The organism is Limnospira sp. PMC 289.06, assembly GCF_032350395.1.
GTDB classification, from domain to species: Bacteria; Cyanobacteriota; Cyanobacteriia; order Cyanobacteriales; family Microcoleaceae; genus Limnospira; species Limnospira platensis.
This window is the reverse complement of sequence record NZ_JARPLC010000003.1, coordinates 8,312-33,752: the sequence shown is the minus strand read 5'-3', so window position 1 is coordinate 33,752 and position 25,441 is coordinate 8,312. Positions and strand designations below refer to the sequence as shown.

Below are 25,441 nucleotides of genomic sequence, written 5' to 3'. Positions count from 1 at the left end.
AATATGTCAAAATGGAAACAATCGCTACGGGGAACCCCAAAAATGCTTGTTTGTCCCCAATGTCAGTTTGAAAACCCAGACCATCATAAATTTTGCCAAAGCTGTGGCACATCTTTAACCTATAGGTCTTGTCCTCAGTGTAGCTGCCAAGTTTCGCTTGATCAGCTCGATTGTTGGAACTGTGGGGCTAAAACTGGAAAGGTGTGGCAGGCGGTTATATGGTGCCATAAGCCATATCAGGAATCTGCCCCCCAACAGATACCCCCAAACTTGGCGGCAACAGATAACTTTGATCACCTCATGGGTGGAGTTGATGGGGTTGAGGATCAGATTTCCTCGAATTGGGATGTGATCACTACTTTACCGGGTGCTGAGGTGACAGCAACAGACTCTAATCTGATGTTAGCTGATGACTATGATACCCATTCCCTTTTAGAGACCCTAGGGGATGATTCTCTGGCTGTGTCACTCTCTGATGAGGATGAGGAGGAGGAGGAGGAGGAGGAGGATGTGGGATTATTCCAGATGTCTAATGTTGAACAGGTGGGCGATCGGGATTTGCTCTCGACGGATACGGAATTATTTCCCCCCTCGACTTCTCTGGCTGATATAGCTGAAGTTGATACGTCTGAAGAAGCTACTGTGGTGGATAAACCTGTTTATTTGGATTCCCAAGGGCGATATAAACTGCTAGAACCCCTGCCACCTTTGCCGGTGGGGGAAATGGCAAGGGTCCCGGTTTTGGATTGTCAACCTTTGCAGATGTCTCCGCTGGCGGCTTTGCAGTTGACTGGGGATGATCGCCAAAATAGGTCGGCTTTGGTAATGGCGGCGGCGCAAGTGTATTGGGATTTATACTATAGCTACCCACAACATTTTCCCAAGGTACATGATGCCTGGGAAGACGAGTATCAGGCGATCGTGTTGTTGGAAGATTGTTCGGATTTGCCGGATTTTGAACAAAAGTGGCACGATATCCAGACTCCACTTCAACAAATTGTGGCTTGGTTACAACAGATGACGCAACTCTGGTACGTTCTGGAACCTGTTGACTATCGCCAAAGTTTATTGCGGTTGGATAATTTGGCAATTTCTGGCACTGCTCCTGGCAGTTTATTTATTAAACAGTTGTACGCTGATGACCCGGAAAAGATGCCGACTGTGGCGGATTTAGGACAACTTTGGCAAAGTCTATTTAAATTATCTGGACGCACTTTGATGGGTTCGATTACGCAAATGTTGCGGGATCTACGGGAGGACAAATTTCAGCGGGTTGAAGAATTACGCTTAAAGTTAGATGAAATTATAGCAGAACTGACACCACCACAGCAACCGACAACAGCACCTCAGCGCTCGTCTGTAACTCGTCTACAGACAGATGTTCCGACTACGGGATCTTCTTCGGGACAAATTGGAGATGCACCAACGGTTCCTAGGTTGCCTCAGTTGTTGGATTTACAGGCTTCTGGTCGTACAGATGTGGGAAAAGAGCGATCGCAAAATCAGGACTCCTTTGGTCTGCAAACTTTGTTAGATCGTCAGGAAATGCCGGGTAGTCAGACTCTCTATGCTCGTGGTTTATATATCCTATGTGATGGTATGGGTGGACACGCGGGGGGAGAGGTGGCTAGTCGTATGGCTGTACAGAGCCTGAAAGAATATTTTCAGACTCACTGGGCTGATAGTGATAGTTTACCCTCAGAACAATTAATCTACCATGCGATCGCTGAGGCTAATGAGGCTATCTATAGGGTTAATATGCAGGGGACTCGTTCTGGTAGTGGTCGCATGGGTACTACTTTGGTATTAGTGATTGTAGCTAATACTCAGGTGGCGATCGCTCATGTGGGAGATAGTCGCCTTTACCGTTTTACCTGCAGTCAAGGTTTGGAACAAATCACTGTTGATCACGAAGTCGGACAGCGGGAAATTGCTAGAGGTGTAGACCCGGAAACTGCCTATAACCGTCCTGATGCTTATCAACTTACCCAAGCCTTGGGGCCTAGGGATGGCAAGTATTTAAAACCAGATATCGAATTTTTTGATATCACTGAGGATACTTTGCTACTGCTGGCTTCTGATGGGTTGACAGATAATGATTTGGTGGAAACCTATTGTCAAACTCATCTGAAGCCTTTGATTGATTCCCAGACTAATTTGGATCGGGGAGTTGATGACTTGATTGATTTAGCTAACCAATACAACGGCCATGACAATATTACGGCGATCGCACTGCGAGCCCTAGTGCATCACAGAGACTAAACTCTAATTATGTCCGATATCTTGACATTGACCCTACTTGATGGCACTCGAACCAACCCCATTCAAAAATGGCGGTTTGAAACGGAGTCTTTAGTTAAAATTGGTCGCGCCCCTGATAATCACGTTGTGGTTATCGATCCCCTGGTTTCTCGATACCATCTCGATTTACAAAGGTCTGCTACTACCCATAATTCTCGATGGATATTCAATAGCCGGGGAACTAATGGGACTTTTGTTAATGGTGTTTTAGCCAGCCAGGGACCCTTGGCTGATGGCGCTTTATTAGAATTGGCTAAGGGAGGACCTTTACTCCGGGTCGCCATTGAACAACCGCCACCGCCTCCCCCTCCGGTTATTAATACTCCTAATTGTAATCATGAGGGTAATCTCCCTGGTAGTCTATTCTGTATTCACTGCGGCTGGCCAATTAAGATAGAACGGACTATCCGAACTTATCAGATTTTGCGAACCCTTGGTCAGGGAGGTATGGGAACCACGTCTTTAGCCTGGGATAGCAATAATAGCAAGGCTAATGCGCCTCAGACTCTTGGCGGAAAGCCGATGCCAATTTTGGTGGTGGTCAAGGAGATGAATGCAGATATGGCTAAGATCGCTAAGGCGCAAGAATTGTTTGAGCGGGAGGCTAAAACTCTTAAATCCCTTAATCATCAGGGAGTCCCTAAGTTTTATGACTTTTTTGTGCATGGGGGTAAAAAGTATTTAGTTATGGAGATGATTCACGGTCAGGATCTGGAAAAACAAGTTTATCAAAGCGGACCCCTCAGGCCGGAAATAGCCATTAAATACATGATCCAAGCCTGTGAAGTTTTGGATTATCTCCATAACCAAGAACCCCCGATTATCCACCGGGATATTAAACCGGCTAACCTGATGGTGCGCCATCGCGATCGCCGGATTATTGTTCTCGATTTTGGCGCGGTTAAGGAAATTGGTACTCCCCCAGGAACCCGTATTGGTGCGGAAGGTTATAGCGCACCAGAACAAGATAGGGGACAGCCACTCACTCAGTCGGATTTATATGCGATCGGTGCGACTTTGATATTTTTATTGACTGGTGAGAGTCCCCTAAATTATATCGGAAAACAAGACCAAGAATACGGATTTGATCTCGATCGCATTCCTACTATTACCCCGGACTTACGCGAGGTAATTAAACGGGTAACTAGATTTACCCCTCGCGATCGCTATCAGACTGCTACAGCCTTAGCTACAGCACTAGCAGAATGCTTACCAAAATGTTAACGCTTCACAGGGTTTTATTCTTCATCCCAAACATCAACAGCCAACAGTTCACTAATTGGATCTTGCATGGAAAAACCGAATTCAATCAGTTCCGCTTTCCAATACTTCCATTTATCGCCAAATAGCAGTGCTATTTTCCATAGGCTATCTTCAGGTTTAACAATGTCAGACTTCACTAGGGAATGCACCTGACGCTGAAACTTATCCATCGGGTGTATAACCTTTTGGCTCATAATACCTCTTCAATTTTTGAAATCTTAAAGAACTTTTTGGGTTTTCCCCTAACGCTATGTCGCACCGATGCCTAATTGAGCTGCATTTTTTCGGGGAAGACACCTCCTGATTTTATACGATAGCATACTTTCCAAAAAATGTCTAACTTTTTTTTCCACAGTGGTTGAGAGCTACTCGAAGATTCTAACAAGCAAGTCGGAGGACATCACCCACCCAAAATAGTGGGTTGAAGGAGAAAAACCTAATTTAGCTACCTATAGTAGCAGAATGTCTTGGTTAAGACAAGATATGATCAGCAGACCCGGGAATATGACGAATTACAAGCCGTCACGTTGAGAGAATCAGCACGATCGCAGCCAGCCAGTTGGTTTGAGGAAAAACCCTGTGATGCTGAGTAAAGTTGCACCTTGGCATCTGTGCTAAAGCCATTATACCCATAAAGTGAATTTAATGCAATAGGTGCGTTGCGTGATTCAACTTTACCTGGTCTTGACTATGCTAAATCCATCAGACTCCCCACCTAACTCGACTGTGATCCTGAATAATCGTTACCAGATCCTAGTGGCGATCGCCAGCGGTGGCTTTGGGGAAACGTTTTTGGCGGAGGACAACCAAATGCCCTCTCGCCGCCGTTGTGCCATCAAACGCTTAAAACCGAAAGCTGATGACCCCAATGTTCATCATTTTATCACCGAACGTTTTCGGCGGGAAGCGACAGTCTTAGAAAAATTAGGAGAAATTAGCGATCACATTCCTAGCCTGTATGCTTATTTTGAAGAAGACGGACAGTTTTACTTAGTCCAGGAGTGGATAGAAGGAGAAATTCTCACCAGTCGCATACAGCAACAGGGGTCGATGTCGGAAACCGAAGTCCGGGATCTTTTGCTAAACCTGCTACCAGTCCTCCACACCATCCACAGCCATGGTCTAATTCACCGAGACATCAAACCAGACAATATCATCCTGCAATCTCCCGACCAAAAACCAGTTTTGATTGACTTTGGGGCGGTTAAAGAGATTATGGGGACTGTGTTAAACTCTCGCGGTAATCCTACGCCGTCGCTGGTCATTGGGACACCGGGATTTATGGCTTCTGAGCAGGCGGCGGGACACCCATTTTTTGCCAGTGATTTGTTCAGTCTGGGAGTAACTGCTATTTATATGTTAACGGGGAAAACGCCCCAGGAGTTACCGATTGACTCAAACACGGCGCAAATTCAATGGCGGCACTTAGTCCCAACGGTGAATGCGGAATTTGCGGATATTTTAGATCGCGCCATTCGGTTTCACCCTGGCGATCGCTTTTCTGATGCTCAAGAAATGCTCACCGCCTTAGAAGGATTATCCCATCCCATAGCATCGACGGAAATTTCTGTTCCCCCTTCGACGGTAATTTTTCCCAAATCCACCCCACCGAGGCCACCCCAACGCCAACCCGATTGGCAAATCCCGGCTATAGTAGGTGTGATCTTAGGGATTCTGGCAGGTTTAGGATTAACCATATTTTGGCACTCTCCGTCAGAACCGAACAACTCGGAAGCGATCGCGGAAACCTATCAACTCCCCCTATCATTTTATTTTATTGGAGATTCGGCTTTTTATACTCCCCACCACGCGGAAAATAAGCGTCAGTCCCTGGTGGAGGACGGCTACAACCAAGCTGATTTTTTCTGGTCCGCCAACTATCGCAACCTATCTAGCCATAATTCCTACCAAGTCTATAGCAAGTGGTTTGAGACTCAAGACGACTGCGAAGCGGCATTAAAAGAGTATCACGAATATAACCCCAATTCCTATTGTGGATTTGCGACGAAGATTTAACCGCTCAAGATTTCCATGGGACTATTGGGACAAACCGATCGCCTCCAATAATTCTTGCCAATCTTCTTTGTATAGGGGATTTTGGGGTTGTTCTTCTCGGAACTTCATCACCAGAGTTAACAGGTCGAACCAGATACTGTTGGCTGCATAAACTAGAGCCAAATCTCGACCGAATTTGTCTCGGATTTGTGCTTGCAAATCCTGGTCAAGTTCCCGTTTTAAAACCTGACCCCTGACGACTAAATCCCCCGTGCGATCGCTCGGTTCACAAATAAGTGAAAACCGCCAAGAGTAGTTAGTTTCCGCTGTTTCCAAGGCGATATCTTCCGGGAGAGTGACTTCAATCAGTCCGGGGTTGACAGTTAAGCTCAATTCAACCAGCCGGTTTTTCTGATGGTCTTGTAGTTCAAATTCCGCCGACCAGGATGAATCTTTAGACGCGGTTAAGTAAAACCAAAAGGAGGGGCGATCGGATAGGGTATAGCCCCAATTTTGGGAAGGAACTAAAGCGGTGATTTGGGTGTCTTTGGTACAGTTTCCCCGACCTCCAGCTTGACTGGTGCGATCGCCTGGTCTACCGCGATCTGGGAGTCGAAAATTGAGAGGTTCTCTGATATACTCAGAGTCAGGGAATGCTCTATAAGGCTGGGTTTCCCGACTATCGGAAAGCTGGAGGTCGGAGGTATTTAATGCCAACGGCAGGGCGAAAATCCCCACAAAAATCCTATTTAAAAAAATCATAAAAACGGTCAATGGCGGGGGGGGGAGAGCGAAAAACGCCCATTCCCTCGCCGTTAAAATATGGTGGTTATGCTTCCAGGTGGCTGAGTCCCGGTTGGTGAGGATGATTGCCGTCAGGGCAAAACCCAATCCAGAGGGAATCAGAGGTATCCAATACCCTGCCAGAAAGCTCACAAAACAGATACTATATATAATAACTATAATTCCTCCAACTGTAAAGTAAAATCTCATCCCCCCAGGGACGCGCCACCCGACCACGCCACCCAGGGATGACCAAGCCAAGATCGAGATAATTTCAAGGGATCGAGGAATAGGTTGTATGAGGGGACGGTTATCCTGGACGGCACTGATAATTTGACTGACCATTTGGGCTTGAATGAAAACCCCGGCTGTTTGGTGATGGATTTGAAAGCTGGGGGTGATGGGAGTCCGGTGAAAGTCTTTGTAGCTGGGGGCGATATTGCCAATTAAAATAATGCGATCGCTCACCAAATTGGGGTCAATAGATTCGGTTAAAAGTTGTGTCAAACTGATGGTATCAGCAATTGCACCAGACCGATAATTTAACAGCATTTGATAGCCACGGGTATCTAGTTGGTGGTATCCTCCCAAATTCCGCTCCAAAGCAGTTAAATAAACCCCGCCTAATTTTAAATACCCTTGGGGTGTCACTTCCGGCTGGATTCCCTCCGCCTCTAAATAAGATAAAGCCACTTGTAGGGCGAAGGATTTGTTAGTAGGACAAGGAGTATCATGGGAGGGATTCATATACCAAAGATGGCGGCGAATTATCCCATCTGTATCTACTAAGACATTGCTGAATCCTAGGCGGGTGTGGGCAACCTCCGGCGGCGGGGCGATACCGAGATGATTATTATCGCGATCGCTATCTTGACAAATGGCAAAAAAATTGGGGTGATTTTTAAAAAAACTCGCCACTTCAGGATAATGGCGATCGACCGGAAAATCGTGATAAATATCAGAGCCAATAACACGGGGTTGATGGGGTAAAATTTTGGCGATAATTTGGGAGAAAGCCGCATCAGATAAGGAGCCTTTTCGGGTCATTCCCTGTTGGTTTTGATACTGTATATCCGGTTCATCAACAGTGATAATTAATAGGCGATCGTCCTGGCTTTCCGGCGGGCTAATCAGCATAAAATGGTCATAGGCTCGCAATTCCAAACCTGCGAATAATCCCAAATAACGCATTAGCAAAATCCCCAATATTACCCCGATAGCCAGCATCACCTGATGTAGTTTCCCCCTTCCCCAGCGCAGTTGTTGCCAAGTTGGGGGGATAACAGCCGGGTTTTGATAGATGACGGGGAAGGAAGTAACCCCCGGAAAATCTGCTTGGAATTCCTCTAATTTTTCCCTGGCATTTCGCACCGATAAATATAAGGAATTTCCCCCTGTATAATCTGTTAAAAAGTATTCCAAAAATATTGTCGCTACCAGGTCGGGAATCGGTTGTCGCATAAAAATTGACTGGGGAATATTTAAATTCGCCAAATCGCGGGCGAGTCCGATGCCATCACAGGAGTTAAAAATTGCCAGTTGTAAACCTTTAAATATGGCAGTTTTTAAGGAATTTTTTACATCGTCAATGGTCAAATATTCCGAATCATTTATCTTGAGAACTCCCCGGCTTTCCTCAGTATGGCTATGACCCGCAAAAAACAAAATATCCCATCCTTCTGGTTTGCCAATATGGGCGATTACTTCTGACTTGGTGCTGTTAATTAAAGGTGTAATTGCCGCCCCATATTTTGCCAAAACCTTTAAATCATCGGCGGGGTTAATGCCGCTATCATCGCCAATAATTGCCAGGATTTTGACTTTTTTGTTAAACTTAATTGCGGGCTGAATTTGCTTATAGGAGTGACCACAAAACCCTATTTCCAGGTGGGAATTGTCTGTGCTGATTTTCCAGTCATGCCAGGGTAAACGTTGGGTAACAATATCATCAGTGGCGATGAGAAGGCGAATAGATTTCCTGGTTTTAGCAATAGCAGTTAAAAGCTCATCGCGCACAGAAGAAAAGGTTGGATAGGTTAGCCATTGGTTGAAAAGTTGAATCACCCTTTGGGTGGCTTTAGCGCAATTATCGGGTTCGGAAACATTTTTGACCTGGTTTTTTGTGGTTTCCAGGCGGGTGCGGTGCGGTGCGGAATTTAAAGCCATCTCAAGGAGGCGGATCTCATCATATAATTGATTATTTGCCGGTAAATCACCTGATTTTTGCAGGTATACAGGTTTACCTTCTTCGGCAATTTCTAAACTGACATTAAATCCCATTTTGAGAGAACCAGAATGTAGTTTTAGGGTAATAATTTTAGTCATAATATTTCCTGATATTAAAATCCATTTCCAATAATAATAAATCCTGCCCAGTGATAGGGTGCAGAAATATCTTGATTTTGTGGGTGGGGGACTTGTTGATTAATCAAAGCTAATTGCGCCTGTCGCAGCGCCTCTGCCCTACTGTTACCTTCCGAGAGTTTTTGATAAAAGACATTCATCAATTGTTGAGTGCTGGCATCCTCAATCAACCAGAGAGTGGCAACGGTGGCTTGAGCCCCAGCTTCCTGCATTATATATCCCAAACCCAGGATTTCTTCCCCATTTCCCGATAAATCTCCCAGTCCGGTTTGACAGGCACTCAAGACGGCTAAATCAACATTCTTTAAATCCCACCTTCTAATATCATTAATAGAAGCGCGATCGCCATCTCCAAATAAAATAAAGGAATCCATAGGCTGACCCGGAATAAAAGCCGCATGGGTAGCCAGATGAATGATATTATAATCTCCAAGATAACCTTCGGTTTGCTGACGGTTAAAGTCCCGGTCTAGGAGTCGGTTTGTATTAGGAATTATCCCCGCAATATTGTTGATTTCATCGTAGGCAAATTTCAACCCGTAAAAATCGAACTGCCTCTGTGCGACTTGGAATTGATAGCCCGTGTCAACGTCAGCAAAAGCACCCGCTAAGACCGAGGGAGGCTTGGAGGGAGTAACGATAAATTGGGTTAGGGAAGCGACAGTAATATTGTTGATTCGGTATTTTTCCACTAACCACTGTTGACCGTCATAGAGTCCCGCGAGAGGAAGATAACGTAAAGCCCGGTCTGGGGCATAAATTAAGGTTTTCACCTGGAGGTTAACCAAATCTTTTTCAATGGGTTTAATCAGGTAATCATAGAGAACTTTTGCCGTATGTTTAAAACTTTCGGAATCTTGGTTTTTGAGTCCGGTTCGATAATCTCTAATGGCTTGATTTAACTGCTTGGCTGTGACATTGACTGGCTGACGTAGGGGGGCAGCAGTTTGGGTAGTGACCAATAGTAATTCTAGGCGATTATCTAGCACTAAAGGATAGAGAATTACAGATTTTTCTGGCAGATTTGCCAGGAGTTTATGCAAATTTGGATAATTCCTGATATTGATGTTATGTTGGTTTTGGCTGATATTTTTAATCAGGTTTTCTACTTCTGGACTAGATAAAAATTGGTCGAAAATGCCGCGAGTTTTTCCTTGTTGTTCCCGGATTTCTTGGAGGCGTTGCTGTTGTGCCGGTAGGCGCTGATTAACGGGGATTTTTTCGAGTTCCGCTAACTCCCGACTGATGGCGATCGCCTCTTGCTGTAAGGCTTGGTATTGACTCCATGCTTGCCGTTCATCCGGTAACATTTGAAGATTTTGGGGGTCTCCCCGGACGTTTATTAAGTAGTCTTCTAGTTCTTGAACTTTGAGTAACTCCAGCACCTGTTGGGCTTCGATAATCCGATCAAATTGCAGGAGTAAATCCGCCAAACGGCGATAGGTATCAGCCACGGTTTCCAGATACAATTGTTGCAATTCCGTCGGCAGTCTCCTGAGACCTTGGCGGATGTCTTCGGTAACATTGACTGATTGTTTGTAGAAGACAATGGCTAATTGGGGTTGGTCTTGTGTGGAAAGTAGTAAACCGATATTACTGAGGATTTGACGTTCTCTATTGCGATCGCCTATTTCTTGAGATATCTGCAAAGATTGCTGATAGGATTCTATCGCTTTGTGATACTTTCCGAGACTCCGATAAACAACTCCCAGATTACCCAAGGATGTGGCGATACCATTGCGATCGCCTATTTGTTTAAAAAGCTGCAAAGATTGCTGATAGGATTCAATAGCTTGATCATACTTTTCTAACTTCCCATAAACAATTCCCAGACCCAGGAGGGATTTGGCAACACCATTGCGATCGCTTATTTGTTTAAAAATCTGCCAAGATTGCTGATAGTATTCAATAGCTTGATCATACTTTCCTAAATTCCCATAAACAATTCCCAGACCCAGAAGAGAATTGGCAACACCATTGCGATCGCTGATTTTATCAAACATCTCCAAAGATTGCTGATAGTATTCAATAGCTTTGTGACCATCTCCCAAATTCCCATAAACAATTCCCAGACCCAGGAGAGAATGTGCAACACCATTGCGATCGCCCATTTTCTCAAAAATCTGCAAAGACTGCTGATAGGATTCTATGGCTTTGTAATACTCTCCCAGAATCCCATAAATAATTCCCAGACTATGGAGAGATTTAGCCATATTCTGGCGATCGCCCATTTTCTCAAAAATCTGCAAAGACTGCTGATAGGGTTGAATAGCTTGGTGATACTTTCCTAAATTCTGATAAACAATTCCCAGATTATTGAGGGAATTTAGGACACCCTGATCATCGCCCATTTTCTCAAAAATCTGCAAAGATTGCTGATAGGATTCTATCGCCTTCTCATGCTCTTCTAGTGTCCGATAAACAAGTCCCAGACCCATAAAAGAATTAGCGAGACCATTGCGATCGCCTATTTGATCAAAAATCTGCCCAGACTGCTGATAGTATTTAATCGCCTGATCATAATCTTTCAAATTCCGATAAGCAATTCCCAGATGATGGAGAGATTTAGCCATACCGGGGCGATCGTCAATTTGTTTGTAGAGTTGTAAAGATTTTTGGTAAGGTTGAATCGCCTCCGAAAATTCACTGAGATCCAAGTGATGTATTCCTCGATTAAAAAAGCGATCGGCTTCCTGCCTTTGGTCCTCAGTAGTTGGCCCTAAGGCGGGGGATACAAAATCAATGGGAAATTGGCCGTTAAAGGCTGGACTGTTGACCCGCGCCAAAATCGATGTGTCACAATAAAAAGTCAGGAAAAATGACACCAGGGCGAGAAAAGTAAGTTGCCAAAATTTCATCAGTCCGTCTCCTCAACTTCACCGATTTACCATTACGCATTCCCCCTTCCCTATTCCCTAATCAAGGGGAATCACCTAAGCAAGCCGAAGGGCGTGATGGTTACTCAGATTAAAAACCCTTCCATAATGCTATTTTCCCCCCATTTTACCTCCACATTTAACCATTCGCCAAGATTTCCGCTTAACTTAATCTGAATATAATTATCTCTCTCTCTAGCCGTGGCAGAATCGAACAGCGTACCCATCTCATCCCACACTCTCAACTGTACCCCAGGGGATAAAAACTCCCGCCACACTCTCAACTGTACCCCAGGGGATAAAAACTCCCGTTCCCCCATAGCATACAACCGTAAAAATACCGCAAAACGATTTGCCCCTTTCGGCAAGACTGCCACCATCAAACTCAGCAATTCTCCTGTAATTTCCATTCCCAAATCTTTGACTTTTCGGATACCCGCCGCCGGATTTTCCGGGTCTAATAACCACAGAGTTTCCGCCGCCGCCCAGCGAGTTTCTTCCTCAGTAGTTTTTGCTAATAAATTCACCAACGCTTCAATCACCCTCGGATTGCCAGGGGTAGTATACCTTAAAGACTGAGCCGATGTTTTCCATAATTCCTCACTATTTTTACCTAAAATTACATCAACCCAATAGGCGACTCTTTCCCGATTAGTTTCTCCTCGTAAATCGACCCTTTTTCCCCTATATTCCATCTGTCTGGGTCTCCATAATCCCCGAAAATCCTGCCACTCCGGTAGGGCGAGATCGGCTAACCATTGAGACAAATAGTTAAAACTTTGTCGAATTTGTGTTGATAGGCGATCGCAACGGCGTTGATATAATTCCTCTCGCCATTTATCATTTGCGATCAAAGCCGCCCACTGATAAAAAGGCATTGCTAACCGGGGATTTTCCACGGTATTTGAACTGAGTTGTTCTAACCAACGTTCCGCTTGATTTTGATATAATGGTGGTAGCGGAGAGACAAACGCTATCTCTGTGTCGCACAATTCCTGAGCGACAACCATCACATTTAAATCATCAATTATATCCGCTTTCGGGAGAACATAAACTCGCTCAAACTCATCATATACTGCCTGATTTTTTAGCTGTTGGTGGGTCGCATATCCCCACACTTGCAAGTAACCCGCCTCTGGGTAAACTTGAACCGCTAAATAATAATTCGCCACCCAACTGGGAATATCCACCCACTCTTGGGGAACCCGAAATTCTTCGGTGTCTACTGTCTCGCTGGGAATAATGACCACAGAATAATTATCATTAATTAATAGTCTAGTTCCGTTGACATTTTCCCAAAAAGATGGTAAGGAATTGGGCTGCCAAATAGTGGGGTTTAAATCCAATTCCTCCTGCAAACCGGGGATTACTGCATTGATAGCTAATCGATTCAGATAGCCATTCCATTGGGAATAAGCATGGGAAAAAAGCCGGGAATATTGCCAAGCGATTTCCCGTTGTTCTTCCGAGAATGATAACCATAAGCGATCGGGATGTAATTCGGTCAAATCTTCTATTGTAAACATGATGTTTTTTTCCAAATAAAGGAGATAAATTCGGTGGAGTTTTAGCGTCCTCCGGCGACTGATGACTGATGAGAAACTGACTCATAGATCCGGTTTTTTTAACTTCGACTCCCAAACCGCATAAGGGGCTTGTTGTAGATACACTTCCACGAAATCGACCACTCTTTTATCAAGCGATCGCATTTCCTCAGTGCCACCGGAACAGAGAGTTTCTACTTCCGATTTTAAGGTATCTTGTAGGGTGACTTCAATCTGCTTAATTCTGGCTTTAATTTCATCCTGAGAAAGTTGGCTATTCTCAGAAACATCAGCTAAAGATAGCTGACAGCCGTAGATTAATTTTAACAGCCTGAAATCATCCGCATCTAAAGCCCCAAGTTTGGCATTTAACAAGTCATGAAACCGCAGAGATCCATGTTTTTCTAGCCAAATATTTATCAGTTTGACCAGTTTATTTAATTCAGGGGAAGACAGGTTTATTTCCCAATTTTTTTTAGCATACTCAGCGAATTTTGTCAAGAGATTTCGCTTAGTTTTTGTCAGGAATCGTGAGAGTTTAGGCTGTTGTTCAAAACCCATAAAATTACAGAGGTCGCCTTGGTTAATATTCAGACCATAGACCAACTCCAACAGGGTTTTAATCTGGGGGGTAAGTTCCTCAAATAACTGGGAGAGAATTTGATTAAGTTCCTGTTCTTGTCCGCGTTCCTGTTCATCTTCCGATACCTGGGAAAAATCTGGGGAGTCCGAGGGTTTTTCTTCCCCCTTGGTAAGTAATTCTTCTAGGGACAAAAAATAAACTTTAGCATCCCCGCGAACCCAGGATACAAAATTATTTAAACATTCCTGAACTTGCTCAGGGGTCAAATCAGGAAAATCTGGCGATCGCCATTGATTATAATAGAGTGCGATCGCTTGTAATTGGCAACTGTCCGGCGGTTGTAAAGCCCGACTTCCCGATTTTTTAGTAGGCACATATTTTTCCTTAAAACACTTGAGCAGCAGCCGATATGCTTGGATATTTTCCGGGGAAAACCTCCGTTTTTTCAAAGTTTTTTCTAATTCCAAATAACTGAGAGATCGTAATAATCCAGTAGGCGAATATTTATCTCGTTCTCGACCTTTAAACAACTGTTCAGACAGATAATCTTCCAGGGTCTTCTCCGCAAAAGTTTTCACCCCAGACTTGGCATCATCATAGCGACCAAACAACTGTAAAGGCTGACTTGTTGCCTCCCTAGCCATACAGAAAAAATCCACCTTTCGCAATTGATAACCTTCCAACTTATAACGCATTTTCATCACCGTCCAATAGGCAGTTTCCTCCAAATAAGCCGCCAGGTGTTCTTTAGCCAGGGGCGCAGATGCCAGGGCTTCCCGCAGGATAACTTTAGCCCAATATTCCTCTTTAGCAGTGCGATCGGACTCCCGCCGTTGTCTCATATTATGCTTCAATTTAGGCACATAATACCAGCCCAAATCCAGACTATCCTTAGCATCATCAACCTCTAAAAAAGTCGAAAATTTTGCCACTAAATCCGTTCTTTTTTGCATTAATTATACTTCCTTTAAATAGTCAATAGGGAATGGTTAATTTCCTTAAAAAATTAGCACCATTCCCAGCATATTTATGGCGAAATTCTACACACGAGACGTATTTAAAACCGCTCGAATTTCATCCGCTTTCACCCCCGCCAAAGGCACCGTCAGCGGATTAGTGCGGTGGTGAACTTTTCCACACACCGGACAGTTTTCTTGACTTTGGGCAGTCAACCAAACACTCTGATAAGCATACTGTCCCGCCGTCTCACCAAAAACAGCCGGATAAAACCAATAATTCTGAACCATTGACATGGTTAAATAATTGAACCCCTCCTCAATAGCCGGATTTAAAAAACCCTTCAATTTCACCCGTGCAGTCTCTGGCAGCAACAAAGACAAAGCCATTTTCACCGCCACACTCGTGACATGATGAATATCCGTCCCCAGTGCCACTTCCCCCATTACCCTTCCGTTGCTGCCATAATCTCCATCATTGCTAACCTTTCCCACCTGCACCTCAAACTGATGGCGGTTAGCAGTCGCACAGACATAACAGGGAGTTTTGTCAGGCATCGTAATAATCACCTCCCCCCCTTCAGCCCCTTGATAAAGCCCCACAAATAGGGCTGGCTTCTTGCGAAAATAGGCGAAACGGTTGATAATGCGCTGGGCGGCTACATCATCAGTTGTGGCAACAATTAAATCCGCCTCCTGCACCAACTTATCAAACTCCGACGGCTGATAATCCAATAAACTTTTTTCCTCCAATTTCAACTGCACCAAAGGATTAATATTCAGCAACCGTCGGCCCAACGCTTTCACCTTCGGCTGTCCGATATCGATAATTTCATAGGTGGTGCGACAAAGGTTCGCCGTTTCCACCGTTTCCGGGTCAATTAAAGTCAGCCCCCCTACACCACTGCGAACCAACTGTTCAGCCAAGTAAGAACCCACCGAACCAGTCCCCGCAACTAACACCCGCTTCTGACTAATTTGTTCGCTTAAAAGTCCTGTACTGCGGGCGAATAAACTTTGTTGAACCTGTTTCGCTTCTCGCTGGGGGTCAGTTTCCGAATAGCAGCCACTCCAACCAGCTATAGCCGCGATTTTTTCGTCTTTTGTCAGTCCTGGCTTTCCCAAAGGGCGGTACACCTTTTGATAATATCCGCTACCAGTTATGACACTTTTGAGAGCGACGACCAACCGTTCTTCTGCCGGTGTCTGCAACGACCAAGGGAGTTCCACCTGTTCGGTATCTTTGTCCGTTAAAGTTGCCAATAAAATTGGCGGGGTTGTCGGATAAGTATTGCTGAACAAAAACAGCAGTTCCAACCCTTTTAAATTGAGGCATCCTGCCTGTATATTTTGCCCTTCCATTTCCGTGACAAAAATCATCGGCGGTTTATAGCTTCCGAAAGCCTGCTGCACTCGCCCCAAGTCCGTTTCGATTAGATGAGTGACCGAGGGTAATTCCTGGTGCATAGGGGTAAATTCCGATTCTTCAATTGACTTCATGGGTAGGGTTTCGACGCGAATGCCGTTACCTTGACGATAGGCGGCATAAAAGGATATTTTTCCTTCACCCAGTGGGAGTTCGTGAGAACGCAGGGCTTGACGGGGTGCGAGTAAGGTGACAATTGGCGCTACAAAACAGGGAATGTGAGGATTGATTTGTAGACCCTCCCGCATCGCTTCTTCATCGGGTCCTGATGGACGGTCTAACCCGCCGGGGTGGGAGTGAATGACACCTTTAAATTCGAGGTTCATTTCCTGTTCCATTTGTTGCACCCGACAGGTTAAGGTGCGTGAAGGCAAATAGCTGGCACTGCTGGTCTGTCCGTTCTGATCCAGGATAAAATGACTGATCACGTTTTTGCCGATGGGCCCTAACAATGCCCCACCCCGTTCGGGGGGATCAAGGGCGATGTGTTGATGGATTTGACGCAGTGCGTTTTCTGAGATTAAGTACATGATGATTCAATGTTTGTTATAGCGGGAAATTTCCGGTGCGGGCATAAATACTAAAACCGGTTGCCCAAAGGACAGATTTGGCGTAGGCTTGTTCGAGCGATCGATAGCCGTGTTCCTCGTTGAGACAAATGCAGCCGTTGGGGAACAAATGCCCCTCAGTAACGCTATAACGCCCGGCTACTTCGGGAAACAAAACCATCACTTGATATAAGCTGCCGTCATTGAAAATAAACATGGTGTAGTGGTCCCCCAATTCGCTGGTAATTTCGTACACCCACCCGGTGACACCACTGATGTTCATTTCTTGGGCGTTGGGAGGCAGTTTGCGGACCACAACCTGCCGATCTTGCATGAGGCTGGCGGCAAAGATTTTTTGCGGAACTTGCGAGAGGTGACGGTGCCCGCTGGGTTCCGGGTCCGTGACAATATTTCCTCCGTTATCGACATATACAGCCTGACGGGGAGACCGGGGAAGGTCAACGTCTTGCTGACGGTTAGTGATGACGCGGTTACGGACTTCATTGAGATCTACTTGTTGTGTCATGGGGATAGCCTGTTGATGGTTATGATCCTGTTATCGTTCAGACTTCTGATTTTTATGCGGTGGCGGTTTCAGGTCAGACCAATACCCCGCCCACAATTGACTACTTTTTAGAATCCGTGACACCGTAGCCGCCGGAGATGGTTTTGGTAGTTTTGAGTGTTTCAGAAGTCATCAGATGTTTTCCTAATTAGTGTTGCAGTACGCCAGAGGTGTTTCTCTCAGGCCCTATGAATGTTGTCGTGAGGAGTTTCAGTTTTTATGCAGTCAGTGAGGAAAGTGCGAAGCGACCACAACCAAAGCCCCAGACCAGATGAATTTAAGCAAGTAGACCACTCCCTACCAGTTTTTTCCTCCGATTTGCATAAAAGTTGCGTTTCCAAAAGATAACTATTTTGAAAGCACTTGCAACCTTCGGGAGGCACTGAAAAATGAATTGCACAATCACGGTTGTTTTATTGATCTCTCTGTCTACGCTGAACCTAACTCACCTCCCCGGACAGATAGTTAGGGCGGAAACTTCACCACTTTTTGTGATCTCAACAATGGATACCTCTGAAGACAGTGATGATGGTTGCGATCTGGTTAATCCTGCTTAACTCTCGATCGCACTGGGGGAAATTGTCTATCTTGAGACATTCCCCCCACTGTCAATTATGATCCCTTTTTAAGGAGAAGATTATGACCTGCCCAATGGATCACCACGGCCGAGCCAAATGCCACATTACCGCCCATCCAGACCACCCCCAGCAGCAGTTTTGTTCTACCTGTGGACGTCGTTTTCATCATACCGAAAAATGGAATGATATTTTTTTCTTAGTTGTAGCCGTTTTAACATTGCTACTCATTACCATTAATCGGCTGCCACAACCATCGGAAAACACCAGGTCAATTTCCACCGTGGAAAATGCCGAATACATCATTCCCCGGTAATAATATCCTCCTCCGCTTCGGTTTGTTCGATTCCTTCAAGCCGTCGCTTGGCTTCAGTTTCCCATTGTTTGAATTTCTAGCCAATCTAACCCCGACTTTAGATCAAGATTAAAAAATGGGCAGCGATCGCCCCCCGGTTCATCACTGGTAGCTGGTGAAATCGATCGCTGGTAACCGTGGGTGTCCGGTGGGCTTGAGATCCTCAATCTCGCCGCCGATAAAATTAATTTGTCAGATAATTTGTCAGAACCCCCGATCGCCAGTTAAACTCAAAAATACAGTTGTGAATGGATAGTGATGAAAGATCCACAACCCGATCACCATCAAAATATTGCTATGATTGCTGGGGTAGCGCTATTCGTTGCCGCTATCGCCGCCGGTGTGACTTGGTGGCGGGCCGCTGTTGACACCGAACAACCGCCAGCGATCACCTCTCCTCAACCCCCAGAAACAACCGATGCGATCGAAAAAACCGTCAATATTTACTGGGTCGATGAAGCTGATAACCAAATTGTCTGGATTCCCAACTCCGTCACCCTCACCGTCAGTGCTTCCCAACCCCATACCGTCCTAGCTGCCGCCTTCGATCGCCTACTCTCAGGCCCCCAGGAAGCCAACCAATATAGCGAAATTCCCCCAGGTACTCAACTACTAAATTTGACCGCCACCCAAGACGGGGCGATCGCGATCGACCTATCCACCGAATTTACCACAGGCGGCGGTAGTGCCTCCATGATTGGCCGTTTAGGGCAAGTAGTTTACACCGCCACCAGCCTCGACCCCCTCGCACCAGTACGGATTTCCGTCAATGGCTTACCCTTAGAAGTCCTCGGCGGAGAAGGTTTAGAAATCCCTCAACCCATTACCCGACAACAGTTTGAACAGGATTTTAGGTAGGTTTCATAAGCCAGAAGCTCTGCTTCCCAACCCCTCTATAATCTCATGTAGCACTTGGTTTTCCTGGTAGTTTATATTACAATATTCTTAGTGTTGGGTGGCAATTCATCCCGTCGTCAATTGCCTGATGATGGGGGTATTCTTGCCTCACTAGATAAATCGGAAACTTTCAGGAGTTGCTATGGCAAATACCAGTAATTTTCGGCAAGCAATGGCTCAAGCCCAAGGTCAAGCCCTTGTAGGCCCTAACGTCATTGCCAATGCCCTCCCCTTTGTGGGAGGTGGTTTAGTTCTAACTGCTGTTGGTTCCTTCGGTGGCCTGAATGTCATCAGCACCAACCCGGGAATCTTCATGACCACCTTCTGGGTGGCCTTGATTGCTCAGTTAGCCCTATTTTTTATCGCTAGTAGGGTTCTTGCTAACGATAATAACCAGGTTGCCCTCCCCCTGTTAGCAACCTATAGCCTCATCACCGGATATACCCTCAGTCAGCACCCCGTACTGAAGTAACGGGGCTTCATGCCTCGGATTCCTCAGTTAGTTGACCAGTCTAAGCCTTAACTGGCTACGTTATTTAAGCCATGATACCTTGAGGTGCTTGCCAGCCTCTCGCTCTATCGTTAACTATTAAACATCTTTACAAGGGGTAAGGAAGTGTAGTTAGCCCAAAAAGCTTTTATAACATTGACGAGGCAAACTTTACCTGCTTTGCAGAGTTGGGGGCAACCATACCCCCACATTTTTAAGGTGACGAGCAATCAGAAGAGACGCAACAATGTCTAATCATGTTTTCGTTTTAGATACCAACCGTAGGCCCCTGACCCCCTGCCAGCCAGGGGTCGCACGGTCCCTACTCAAAGCCGGAAAAGCATCGGTATTTCGACGCTACCCATTCACCATTATTCTCAACAAGGAGGTTGATGCGAATCCTGAACCGCTCGAACTCAAATTAGACCCAGGTTCTAAAGTCACTGGAATTGCCCTGAAGCAAGGGAATCGAATCATCTTTGCTGCCGAGTTGCAGCACCGAGGACAGCAGATAGTAGAAGCCTTACGGTCTCGTCGGCAACTGCGACGTTCTCGACGAAACCGCAAGACCCAATATCGGCCGGCTCGGTTCTTGAATCGGACTCGTCCCCAGGGTTGGTTGGCTCCGAGCTTGCAGCATCGAGTCGATACCCTGATGACCTGGGTTAACCGATTCCGTAGACTTGCCCCAGTGGGCCGCATTGTTCAAGAGCTAGTACGGTTCGACCTACAATTGATGGAAAACCCTGAGATCTCAGGTGTTGAGTATCAGCAGGGAGCCTTACAAGGCTACGAAGTCCGGGAATACCTGTTGGAAAAGTGGGGCCGAACCTGTGCTTACTGTGGTGCTAAACATGTGCCCCTTGAAGTTGAGCATATTCAGCCCCGGTCTAAGGGGGGCTCTGACCGGGTGTCTAACCTGACGATCGCTTGCCACTCATGCAATCAAGCCAAAGGCAATGGGGACATTCGGGATTTTTTATCGGGCCAGCCTGATGTCCTGAGTCGTCTTCTGAGGCAGGCCAAATCACCCCTTAACGATGCGGCTGCCGTTAACTCGACTCGGTGGGCCTTGTTCAAGGCTCTCAAAGCCACAGGACTTCGGGTCACCACAGGAACCGCCGGACAAACGAAGTTCAATCGACTTCGGCTTAACCTACCCAAGGCTCATTGGCTTGATGCTGCCTGTGTTGGAGACGTCGAATCACTCGATATTGTCACGTCAAAACCGTTGCTGATTCTAGCGAAGGGGCATGGAACTCGTCGGATGTGCGGGACGAATAAGTACGGATTCCCCACTCGTCACCGCTCCAGGAAGCAAATTCACAAAGGTTTTCAGACTGGCGATATCGTCACGGCTACGGTCACGGCCGGGAAGAAAATTGGCTCCTATGTAGGACGGGTTCTCTGCCGTGCCTCTGGCAGTTTTGATATGACCACCGCCTCGGGACGGGTGACAGGCATCAACCACAAATACTGCCAACCTATTCACCGAAAGGATGGTTACGCCTATGCTTGAAAGATTCACGGGGACTAAAGTCCCCCGGTCCCGTTTCCTCCCCGGTCTAAAGACACGGGGCTTCCACGCTCCCCAGAGGTTTACGTGATGACCAGCCTATTCCCGCCGCTTTGTCCATGTACCTCACCTACATCAACCTGTTTATCTTTATTTTGCGCTTACTGATTGTTCTTAATCGCGATTAAGTCCCAGGTTGATAACCACCGTTAATCTAAGCGATTATAACTACTTGTGAAATACCAGCCGTAGCCACTATTACCAGGCTACGGTTTTTTTGCACTTCCTAGGGGTAAAAAATTGGTTACTCCTAATTAGCCCATGGCTTTGGTAGAGTTGATATAACCGTAAATTCCGTAATTTTGCTCCTACTCCCCCTCACAAAATACGTCAAAATTTCAGTAAAAATACTGAGGCGATTTACATCAAAATCTGCTATTTATAGAATAGGACTCAACAGGAAACATCTTAAAACTCAATTAAGGATTCCAATTAACGCTCTTTTAGGTTGGGCGGTGAGTCAATAGGATTGGTGCTTCCTCCTGGTGGCTGAAGGGGGGTACCAATTCTTTTACTTGATAAATTAACCAGTTAAACCTGAATTTACAACTCCAGGGTTGAATATACCAAATATACCCTCTTGGAGTCTCATAAATGTTTAAACGTCCAAGGTGTGCCCCTAGCGGTAAGCCTAAAACCCTCGTTTTTATCGATCGCAATGTAGAAACACCCGAACAACTCCTAGATGGGGTCAAAGACGGCCAAGGAATTATTCTCGATCGCCATCAAGATGGGATAGCACAGATTTCGGCTGTACTATCTGATTATAGCCGTCTGGGTGAAAAAATTGCCCAGGTTCATATTTTATCCCATGGCAGTCCAGGCTGTTTATATTTGGGGAATGGGGTTGTTAATAGCGATACCCTGAAAAGCGATCGCCTTCACAGTTGGCGCAAGGCTTTATCAGAAACAGCTACCTTATTCCTTTATGGTTGTCGGGTCGCCGCCGCCACCGGAACTAATTTTATCGAGCAGTTAGCAGAAATCACCGGCGCAACAGTCGCCGCCTCACAGGAAATCGTCGGTGCTGACTATTGGCATTTAGAATATTCTACCGCGACCGTTGAGTTAAATTTACCCTTTACCTCAAAAGCGATCGCTTCTTATCGGGGAACTTTCGGCACTATTACCGTCACCAATACCAACGATTTTGGGCTTGGTTCTTTACGGGAGGCGATCGCCAATGCCAGTGATGGGGATGTTATCACATTCGATAGCAGTTTGTCAAGTCAAACCATTAACCTTAGCCAACAATTAGTCATTGACAAAAGCATCACTGTTGACGGAGAATCTGCGTCAGGATTAACCCTGAGTGGCGGCGGAAATACTAGGGTTATTGAAATCCAAATAAGTCCTGATTTTATCCCTCCATCAGTCACCTTAAAACATCTAATTATTGCCGACGGTTTAGCCACAGGAGAAGGAGAAGATGGCGCTGGCGGAGGTATTCGCATGGCGAGTCGGACATCTTTAACCTTAGAAAATAGCCAAGTTAACAATAATCGTGCCCAGTTTGCGGGGGGGATTTTCACCGGATTTAGAAGTAATACAACCATCATTAATAGCCAATTTGATGGTAATGATGGCACCGCTGGAGGAAGTGAACGGGGAGGGGGTGCGATCGCCACCAAAAGCGCCGGAACTCTGACAGTAATTGACAGCACATTTACCAACAATAAAGGCATCAATGGCGGCGCAATTAATCACCTGTTAGGGGACTTAACTATTGAGGGTTCAACTTTTCTCAATAATGACTCCACCCCTGGAGATTTAGGGGGTGATCCATCTGGTTTTGGCGGCGCAATTTTTACCGATGGTGCTAATGCTTCAGGCGAGAATTTTGGACCCGGACCAGTGGGGGGAGAAATTCGGATTAGCAATAGTTTAATTGAGGGAAATACAGGTGCGGGACAGGGTGGCGGACTGTTCTTATATGCTTATCCTCCTGACCGTGTTATCATCGAAAATAGCCAAATTATTAATAATGAGGTTGTCGAAAGTATTCGCGGACAGGCGTTAGGTGGCGGACTGCGACATGGTAATGCAGAGTTAACTATTAACAACACAACCTTTGCTAATAATCGTTCCCAAAGTCAAGGTGGTGGGTTGTGGATTGGAGAAACATCTCCAGTGACAATTACCAATACTACTATTTCCGAAAATCGCGCCGAATCAGCCGATGGAAGTGATGGCTTGGGGGGTGGAATTACCTTCGCCAATGGTACTAATCCCACCAATATTATCAATACTACTATTGCGAATAATTACGCAGGTGGTCAAGGCGGTGGCTTTTGGGGTGGTGGGGATAACGTAACTTTAACTAACACAATTTCCGCCTATAATGTAGCCAATAATCGCGGCAATGATTGGAATATAAACCATCACACAGGAACTACATATAATGATGGCGGTGGTAACATTCAATCAAATGAATTGAACCCTAACGATACTTTAATTACCAGTAACGTTACATTAACCGATCCACTGCTGGGAGATTTACAGGAAATTAATGGGGTATTAATTCATCCCCTTTTACCTGGAAGTCCAGCGATTGATGGCGGAATTGTTGTTAATACAGTTACCACAGACCAGCGGGGAGAAAGTCGTCCGGTGGATGGAGATAATAGTGGTACAGCAGAGTTTGATGTGGGTGCTTATGAGATGATTCCGACCATCAATGAACCCAGTTTAATTGTTACTAATAATAATGATGGGGGTGAGGGTTCATTAAGGGATGCGATCGCCAACGCGCAATCAGGAGATACCATTACATTTGCATCTGAACTCACGGGGGGAAATACTATTACCCTGACGGGAGGACAGTTAGAAATTCCGGTGGGTAAAAACCTGATTATTGACGGGAATAATAATCCTAATCTGACCATCAGTGGGAATAACAGTTCCCGAGTATTTTATGTTAATTCAACCTCAGCAAATCCCACCAGTTTAACCATTCAAAATCTGACGATCGCCAACGGATATACTCCCGAAAGGGGTGGGGGTATTGCGACCACACACCAAGGAATTTTAACAGTCGAAAATGTCACTTTTAACGACAATGTGGCTGACCAGGGTGGCGGCGCAATTTTTAGCGCCTTTGAGGGAAGATTGACGGTTAATCAAAGTTATTTTAATCGGAATAAAGCGGTCGCGGGGAATGACGAAAGAGGTGCGGGTGCGATCGCCTTTCGGGGACCCGATGAAATTACCGTCACCCATAGCGAATTTGTCGAAAATGAAGGCATTAATGGCGCGGCGATTAACAGCTTAAATGGTCGGTTAACGGTTGAAAATTCCCGGTTTATTAATAATACGACTACCGCCGCCTTTTACGACACCGGAAATGATAACCCTTCTTTACGGGGATATGGTGGCGCAATTTACACCGATCGCGCCAGTACATCTAGTAATGATACATCAGGAACTATTACCATTAGGAATAGTTTGTTTGAAGGAAATAGCGGACGAGGTGAAGGTGGTGCGGCTTATCTGTACACGGGAACCCAAGATAATGTCATCGTTGAAGCGAGCGTTTTTAAGGATAATCAAATTCTCCCCCTCCCCGGTGGAAATGGCGGAAATGGTGGTGCGATCGTTCAGATGAACAATGGCTTAAATCAAGGATTTGAAGTCATAAATACGGCTTTTTTTAACAACACCGCCGCTAATCAGGGGGGTGGAATTTGGATGATGAATGCGCCGACTGTCATCACTAATAACACCTTTTCGGGAAACCGCGCCGAATCTTTGACGACCTCTGGAAATGGTGGTGCGATCGCTTTATATGGTCCTACTGAGATCATCAATACTACCATTGCGGAAAACTACGCGGGATGGGTGGGTGGAGCGATCGCCGCCTCTGCTGACCAAACGGTTACGGTCCGAAATACGATTTTCTACAATAATACTGCTGATAACGGTACGAATAATTGGGGAATTCAACAACACACTAACCGCGAATTAGTTGATGGTGGTGGTAACATTCAATGGCTGGAAAAACTCACGAACCTTGCTAATGATTATAACGCCACGGCTACGATTACTATCGCCGATCCTCTATTGGGTCCCCTACAACATCAAAACGAAACCTATTTCTATCCGTTATTAGAAGGAAGTCCGGCGATCGATGGTGGTGTCAATGCGGAAATATCCACCGACCAACGCGGCGAACCTCGTCCTATTGATGGTGATGGAAATGGAACCCTTGAATTTGATATTGGCGCTTATGAATTTTCAACTGTAGCTGAACCGGAACCGGAACCGGAACCGGAGGTTGAACCGGAACCGGAAGTTGAACCGACTCCTGAAGTTGAACCGGAACCGGAAGTTGAACCGACTCCTGAA

The 25,441-nt window shown here is 45.7% G+C and carries 14 protein-coding genes and 2 pseudogenes; 9 read left to right on the top strand and 7 right to left on the bottom strand.

Annotation, left to right across the window (positions count from 1 at the left end):
* Nucleotides 1-42 precede the first annotated feature (42 nt).
* Together P5674_RS01365 and P5674_RS01360 are read left to right on the top strand one after the other, a co-directional pair.
* The gene (locus tag P5674_RS01365) at nucleotides 43-2,262 is read left to right on the top strand and encodes a serine/threonine phosphatase (RefSeq protein WP_006618885.1); all 2,220 of its coding nucleotides are present in this window, start codon (nucleotides 43-45) and stop codon (nucleotides 2,260-2,262) included.
* 9 nt (nucleotides 2,263-2,271) lie between these two features.
* Nucleotides 2,272-3,525 (top strand): protein kinase domain-containing protein, encoded by a 1,254-nt coding sequence (locus P5674_RS01360; RefSeq protein ID WP_006618884.1) that lies wholly within the window; start codon nucleotides 2,272-2,274, stop codon nucleotides 3,523-3,525.
* Nucleotides 3,526-3,539: 14 nt separating this feature from the next.
* On the opposite strand, the gene P5674_RS01355 is transcribed toward P5674_RS01360, so the two are convergent.
* Nucleotides 3,540-3,758, bottom strand: coding sequence for a DUF4327 family protein (locus P5674_RS01355; protein WP_006618883.1), 219 nt, complete (start codon nucleotides 3,756-3,758; stop codon nucleotides 3,540-3,542).
* 273 nt (nucleotides 3,759-4,031) lie between these two features.
* Between P5674_RS01355 and P5674_RS01350 the strand changes: the two genes are divergently transcribed.
* Complete coding sequence (locus P5674_RS01350) at nucleotides 4,032-4,157, top strand: hypothetical protein (RefSeq protein WP_286131378.1); 126 nt, start codon at nucleotides 4,032-4,034, stop codon at nucleotides 4,155-4,157.
* Nucleotides 4,158-4,254: 97 nt separating this feature from the next.
* Nucleotides 4,255-5,580: a serine/threonine-protein kinase gene (locus tag P5674_RS01345; RefSeq protein ID WP_172973449.1), complete on the top strand. Its 1,326-nt coding sequence runs from the start codon at nucleotides 4,255-4,257 to the stop codon at nucleotides 5,578-5,580.
* Between the two features lie 21 nt (nucleotides 5,581-5,601).
* Here P5674_RS01345 and P5674_RS01340 read toward each other — a convergent pair whose 3' ends face one another.
* From P5674_RS01340 to P5674_RS01315, 6 genes are all read right to left on the bottom strand, one after another.
* Nucleotides 5,602-8,667 (bottom strand): CHASE2 domain-containing protein, encoded by a 3,066-nt coding sequence (locus tag P5674_RS01340; RefSeq protein ID WP_014276802.1) that lies wholly within the window; start codon nucleotides 8,665-8,667, stop codon nucleotides 5,602-5,604.
* A gap of 14 nt (nucleotides 8,668-8,681) precedes the next feature.
* The gene (locus P5674_RS01335) at nucleotides 8,682-11,564 is read right to left on the bottom strand and encodes a CHAT domain-containing protein (protein WP_014276801.1); all 2,883 of its coding nucleotides are present in this window, start codon (nucleotides 11,562-11,564) and stop codon (nucleotides 8,682-8,684) included.
* A 104-nt stretch (nucleotides 11,565-11,668) separates the two neighbouring features.
* Nucleotides 11,669-13,108, bottom strand: coding sequence for a DUF1822 family protein (locus P5674_RS01330; RefSeq protein ID WP_006617157.1), 1,440 nt, complete (start codon nucleotides 13,106-13,108; stop codon nucleotides 11,669-11,671).
* Nucleotides 13,109-13,189: 81 nt separating this feature from the next.
* On the bottom strand, nucleotides 13,190-14,662 hold the full coding sequence (locus tag P5674_RS01325) for a hypothetical protein (RefSeq protein WP_006617158.1): 1,473 nt from the start codon (nucleotides 14,660-14,662) through the stop codon (nucleotides 13,190-13,192).
* Nucleotides 14,663-14,749: 87 nt separating this feature from the next.
* Nucleotides 14,750-16,621: a ThiF family adenylyltransferase gene (locus P5674_RS01320; protein WP_006617159.1), complete on the bottom strand. Its 1,872-nt coding sequence runs from the start codon at nucleotides 16,619-16,621 to the stop codon at nucleotides 14,750-14,752.
* 16 nt (nucleotides 16,622-16,637) lie between these two features.
* A complete protein-coding gene (locus P5674_RS01315; RefSeq protein ID WP_006617160.1) occupies nucleotides 16,638-17,165 on the bottom strand; it encodes a hypothetical protein in 528 nt (175 codons plus the stop codon).
* A 678-nt stretch (nucleotides 17,166-17,843) separates the two neighbouring features.
* Here P5674_RS01315 and P5674_RS01310 point away from each other — a divergent pair.
* The 5 genes and pseudogenes from P5674_RS01310 to P5674_RS01290 form a co-directional block, all read left to right on the top strand.
* The gene (locus P5674_RS01310; RefSeq protein WP_231852007.1) at nucleotides 17,844-18,095 is read left to right on the top strand and encodes a hypothetical protein; all 252 of its coding nucleotides are present in this window, start codon (nucleotides 17,844-17,846) and stop codon (nucleotides 18,093-18,095) included.
* A 297-nt stretch (nucleotides 18,096-18,392) separates the two neighbouring features.
* The gene (locus P5674_RS01305) at nucleotides 18,393-18,992 is read left to right on the top strand and encodes a GerMN domain-containing protein (protein WP_006617162.1); all 600 of its coding nucleotides are present in this window, start codon (nucleotides 18,393-18,395) and stop codon (nucleotides 18,990-18,992) included.
* A gap of 181 nt (nucleotides 18,993-19,173) precedes the next feature.
* Nucleotides 19,174-19,482, top strand: a pseudogene (locus P5674_RS01300) (Bax inhibitor-1 family protein); the annotation flags it as partial.
* Between the two features lie 286 nt (nucleotides 19,483-19,768).
* The gene (gene iscB / locus P5674_RS01295) at nucleotides 19,769-21,040 is read left to right on the top strand and encodes an RNA-guided endonuclease IscB (protein WP_315669734.1); all 1,272 of its coding nucleotides are present in this window, start codon (nucleotides 19,769-19,771) and stop codon (nucleotides 21,038-21,040) included.
* A 651-nt stretch (nucleotides 21,041-21,691) separates the two neighbouring features.
* Nucleotides 21,692-25,441, top strand: a pseudogene (locus tag P5674_RS01290) (DUF4347 domain-containing protein); the annotation flags it as partial.

What these genes read in the sequence shown, in the direction of transcription:
- P5674_RS01365 (WP_006618885.1), top strand. Translation starts at nt 43, where the DNA reads ATGCTTGTTTGTCCCCAATGTCAGTTTGAAAACCCAGACCATCATAAA.
- P5674_RS01360 (WP_006618884.1), top strand. Translation starts at nt 2,272, where the DNA reads ATGTCCGATATCTTGACATTGACCCTACTTGATGGCACTCGAACCAAC.
- P5674_RS01355 (WP_006618883.1), bottom strand. Translation starts at nt 3,758, where the DNA reads ATGAGCCAAAAGGTTATACACCCGATGGATAAGTTTCAGCGTCAGGTG.
- P5674_RS01345 (WP_172973449.1), top strand. Translation starts at nt 4,255, where the DNA reads ATGCTAAATCCATCAGACTCCCCACCTAACTCGACTGTGATCCTGAAT.
- P5674_RS01340 (WP_014276802.1), bottom strand. Translation starts at nt 8,667, where the DNA reads ATGACTAAAATTATTACCCTAAAACTACATTCTGGTTCTCTCAAAATG.
- P5674_RS01335 (WP_014276801.1), bottom strand. Translation starts at nt 11,564, where the DNA reads ATGAAATTTTGGCAACTTACTTTTCTCGCCCTGGTGTCATTTTTCCTG.
- P5674_RS01330 (WP_006617157.1), bottom strand. Translation starts at nt 13,108, where the DNA reads ATGTTTACAATAGAAGATTTGACCGAATTACATCCCGATCGCTTATGG.
- P5674_RS01325 (WP_006617158.1), bottom strand. Translation starts at nt 14,662, where the DNA reads ATGCAAAAAAGAACGGATTTAGTGGCAAAATTTTCGACTTTTTTAGAG.
- P5674_RS01320 (WP_006617159.1), bottom strand. Translation starts at nt 16,621, where the DNA reads ATGTACTTAATCTCAGAAAACGCACTGCGTCAAATCCATCAACACATC.
- P5674_RS01315 (WP_006617160.1), bottom strand. Translation starts at nt 17,165, where the DNA reads ATGACACAACAAGTAGATCTCAATGAAGTCCGTAACCGCGTCATCACT.
- P5674_RS01310 (WP_231852007.1), top strand. Translation starts at nt 17,844, where the DNA reads ATGACCTGCCCAATGGATCACCACGGCCGAGCCAAATGCCACATTACC.
- P5674_RS01305 (WP_006617162.1), top strand. Translation starts at nt 18,393, where the DNA reads ATGAAAGATCCACAACCCGATCACCATCAAAATATTGCTATGATTGCT.
- iscB (WP_315669734.1), top strand. Translation starts at nt 19,769, where the DNA reads ATGTCTAATCATGTTTTCGTTTTAGATACCAACCGTAGGCCCCTGACC.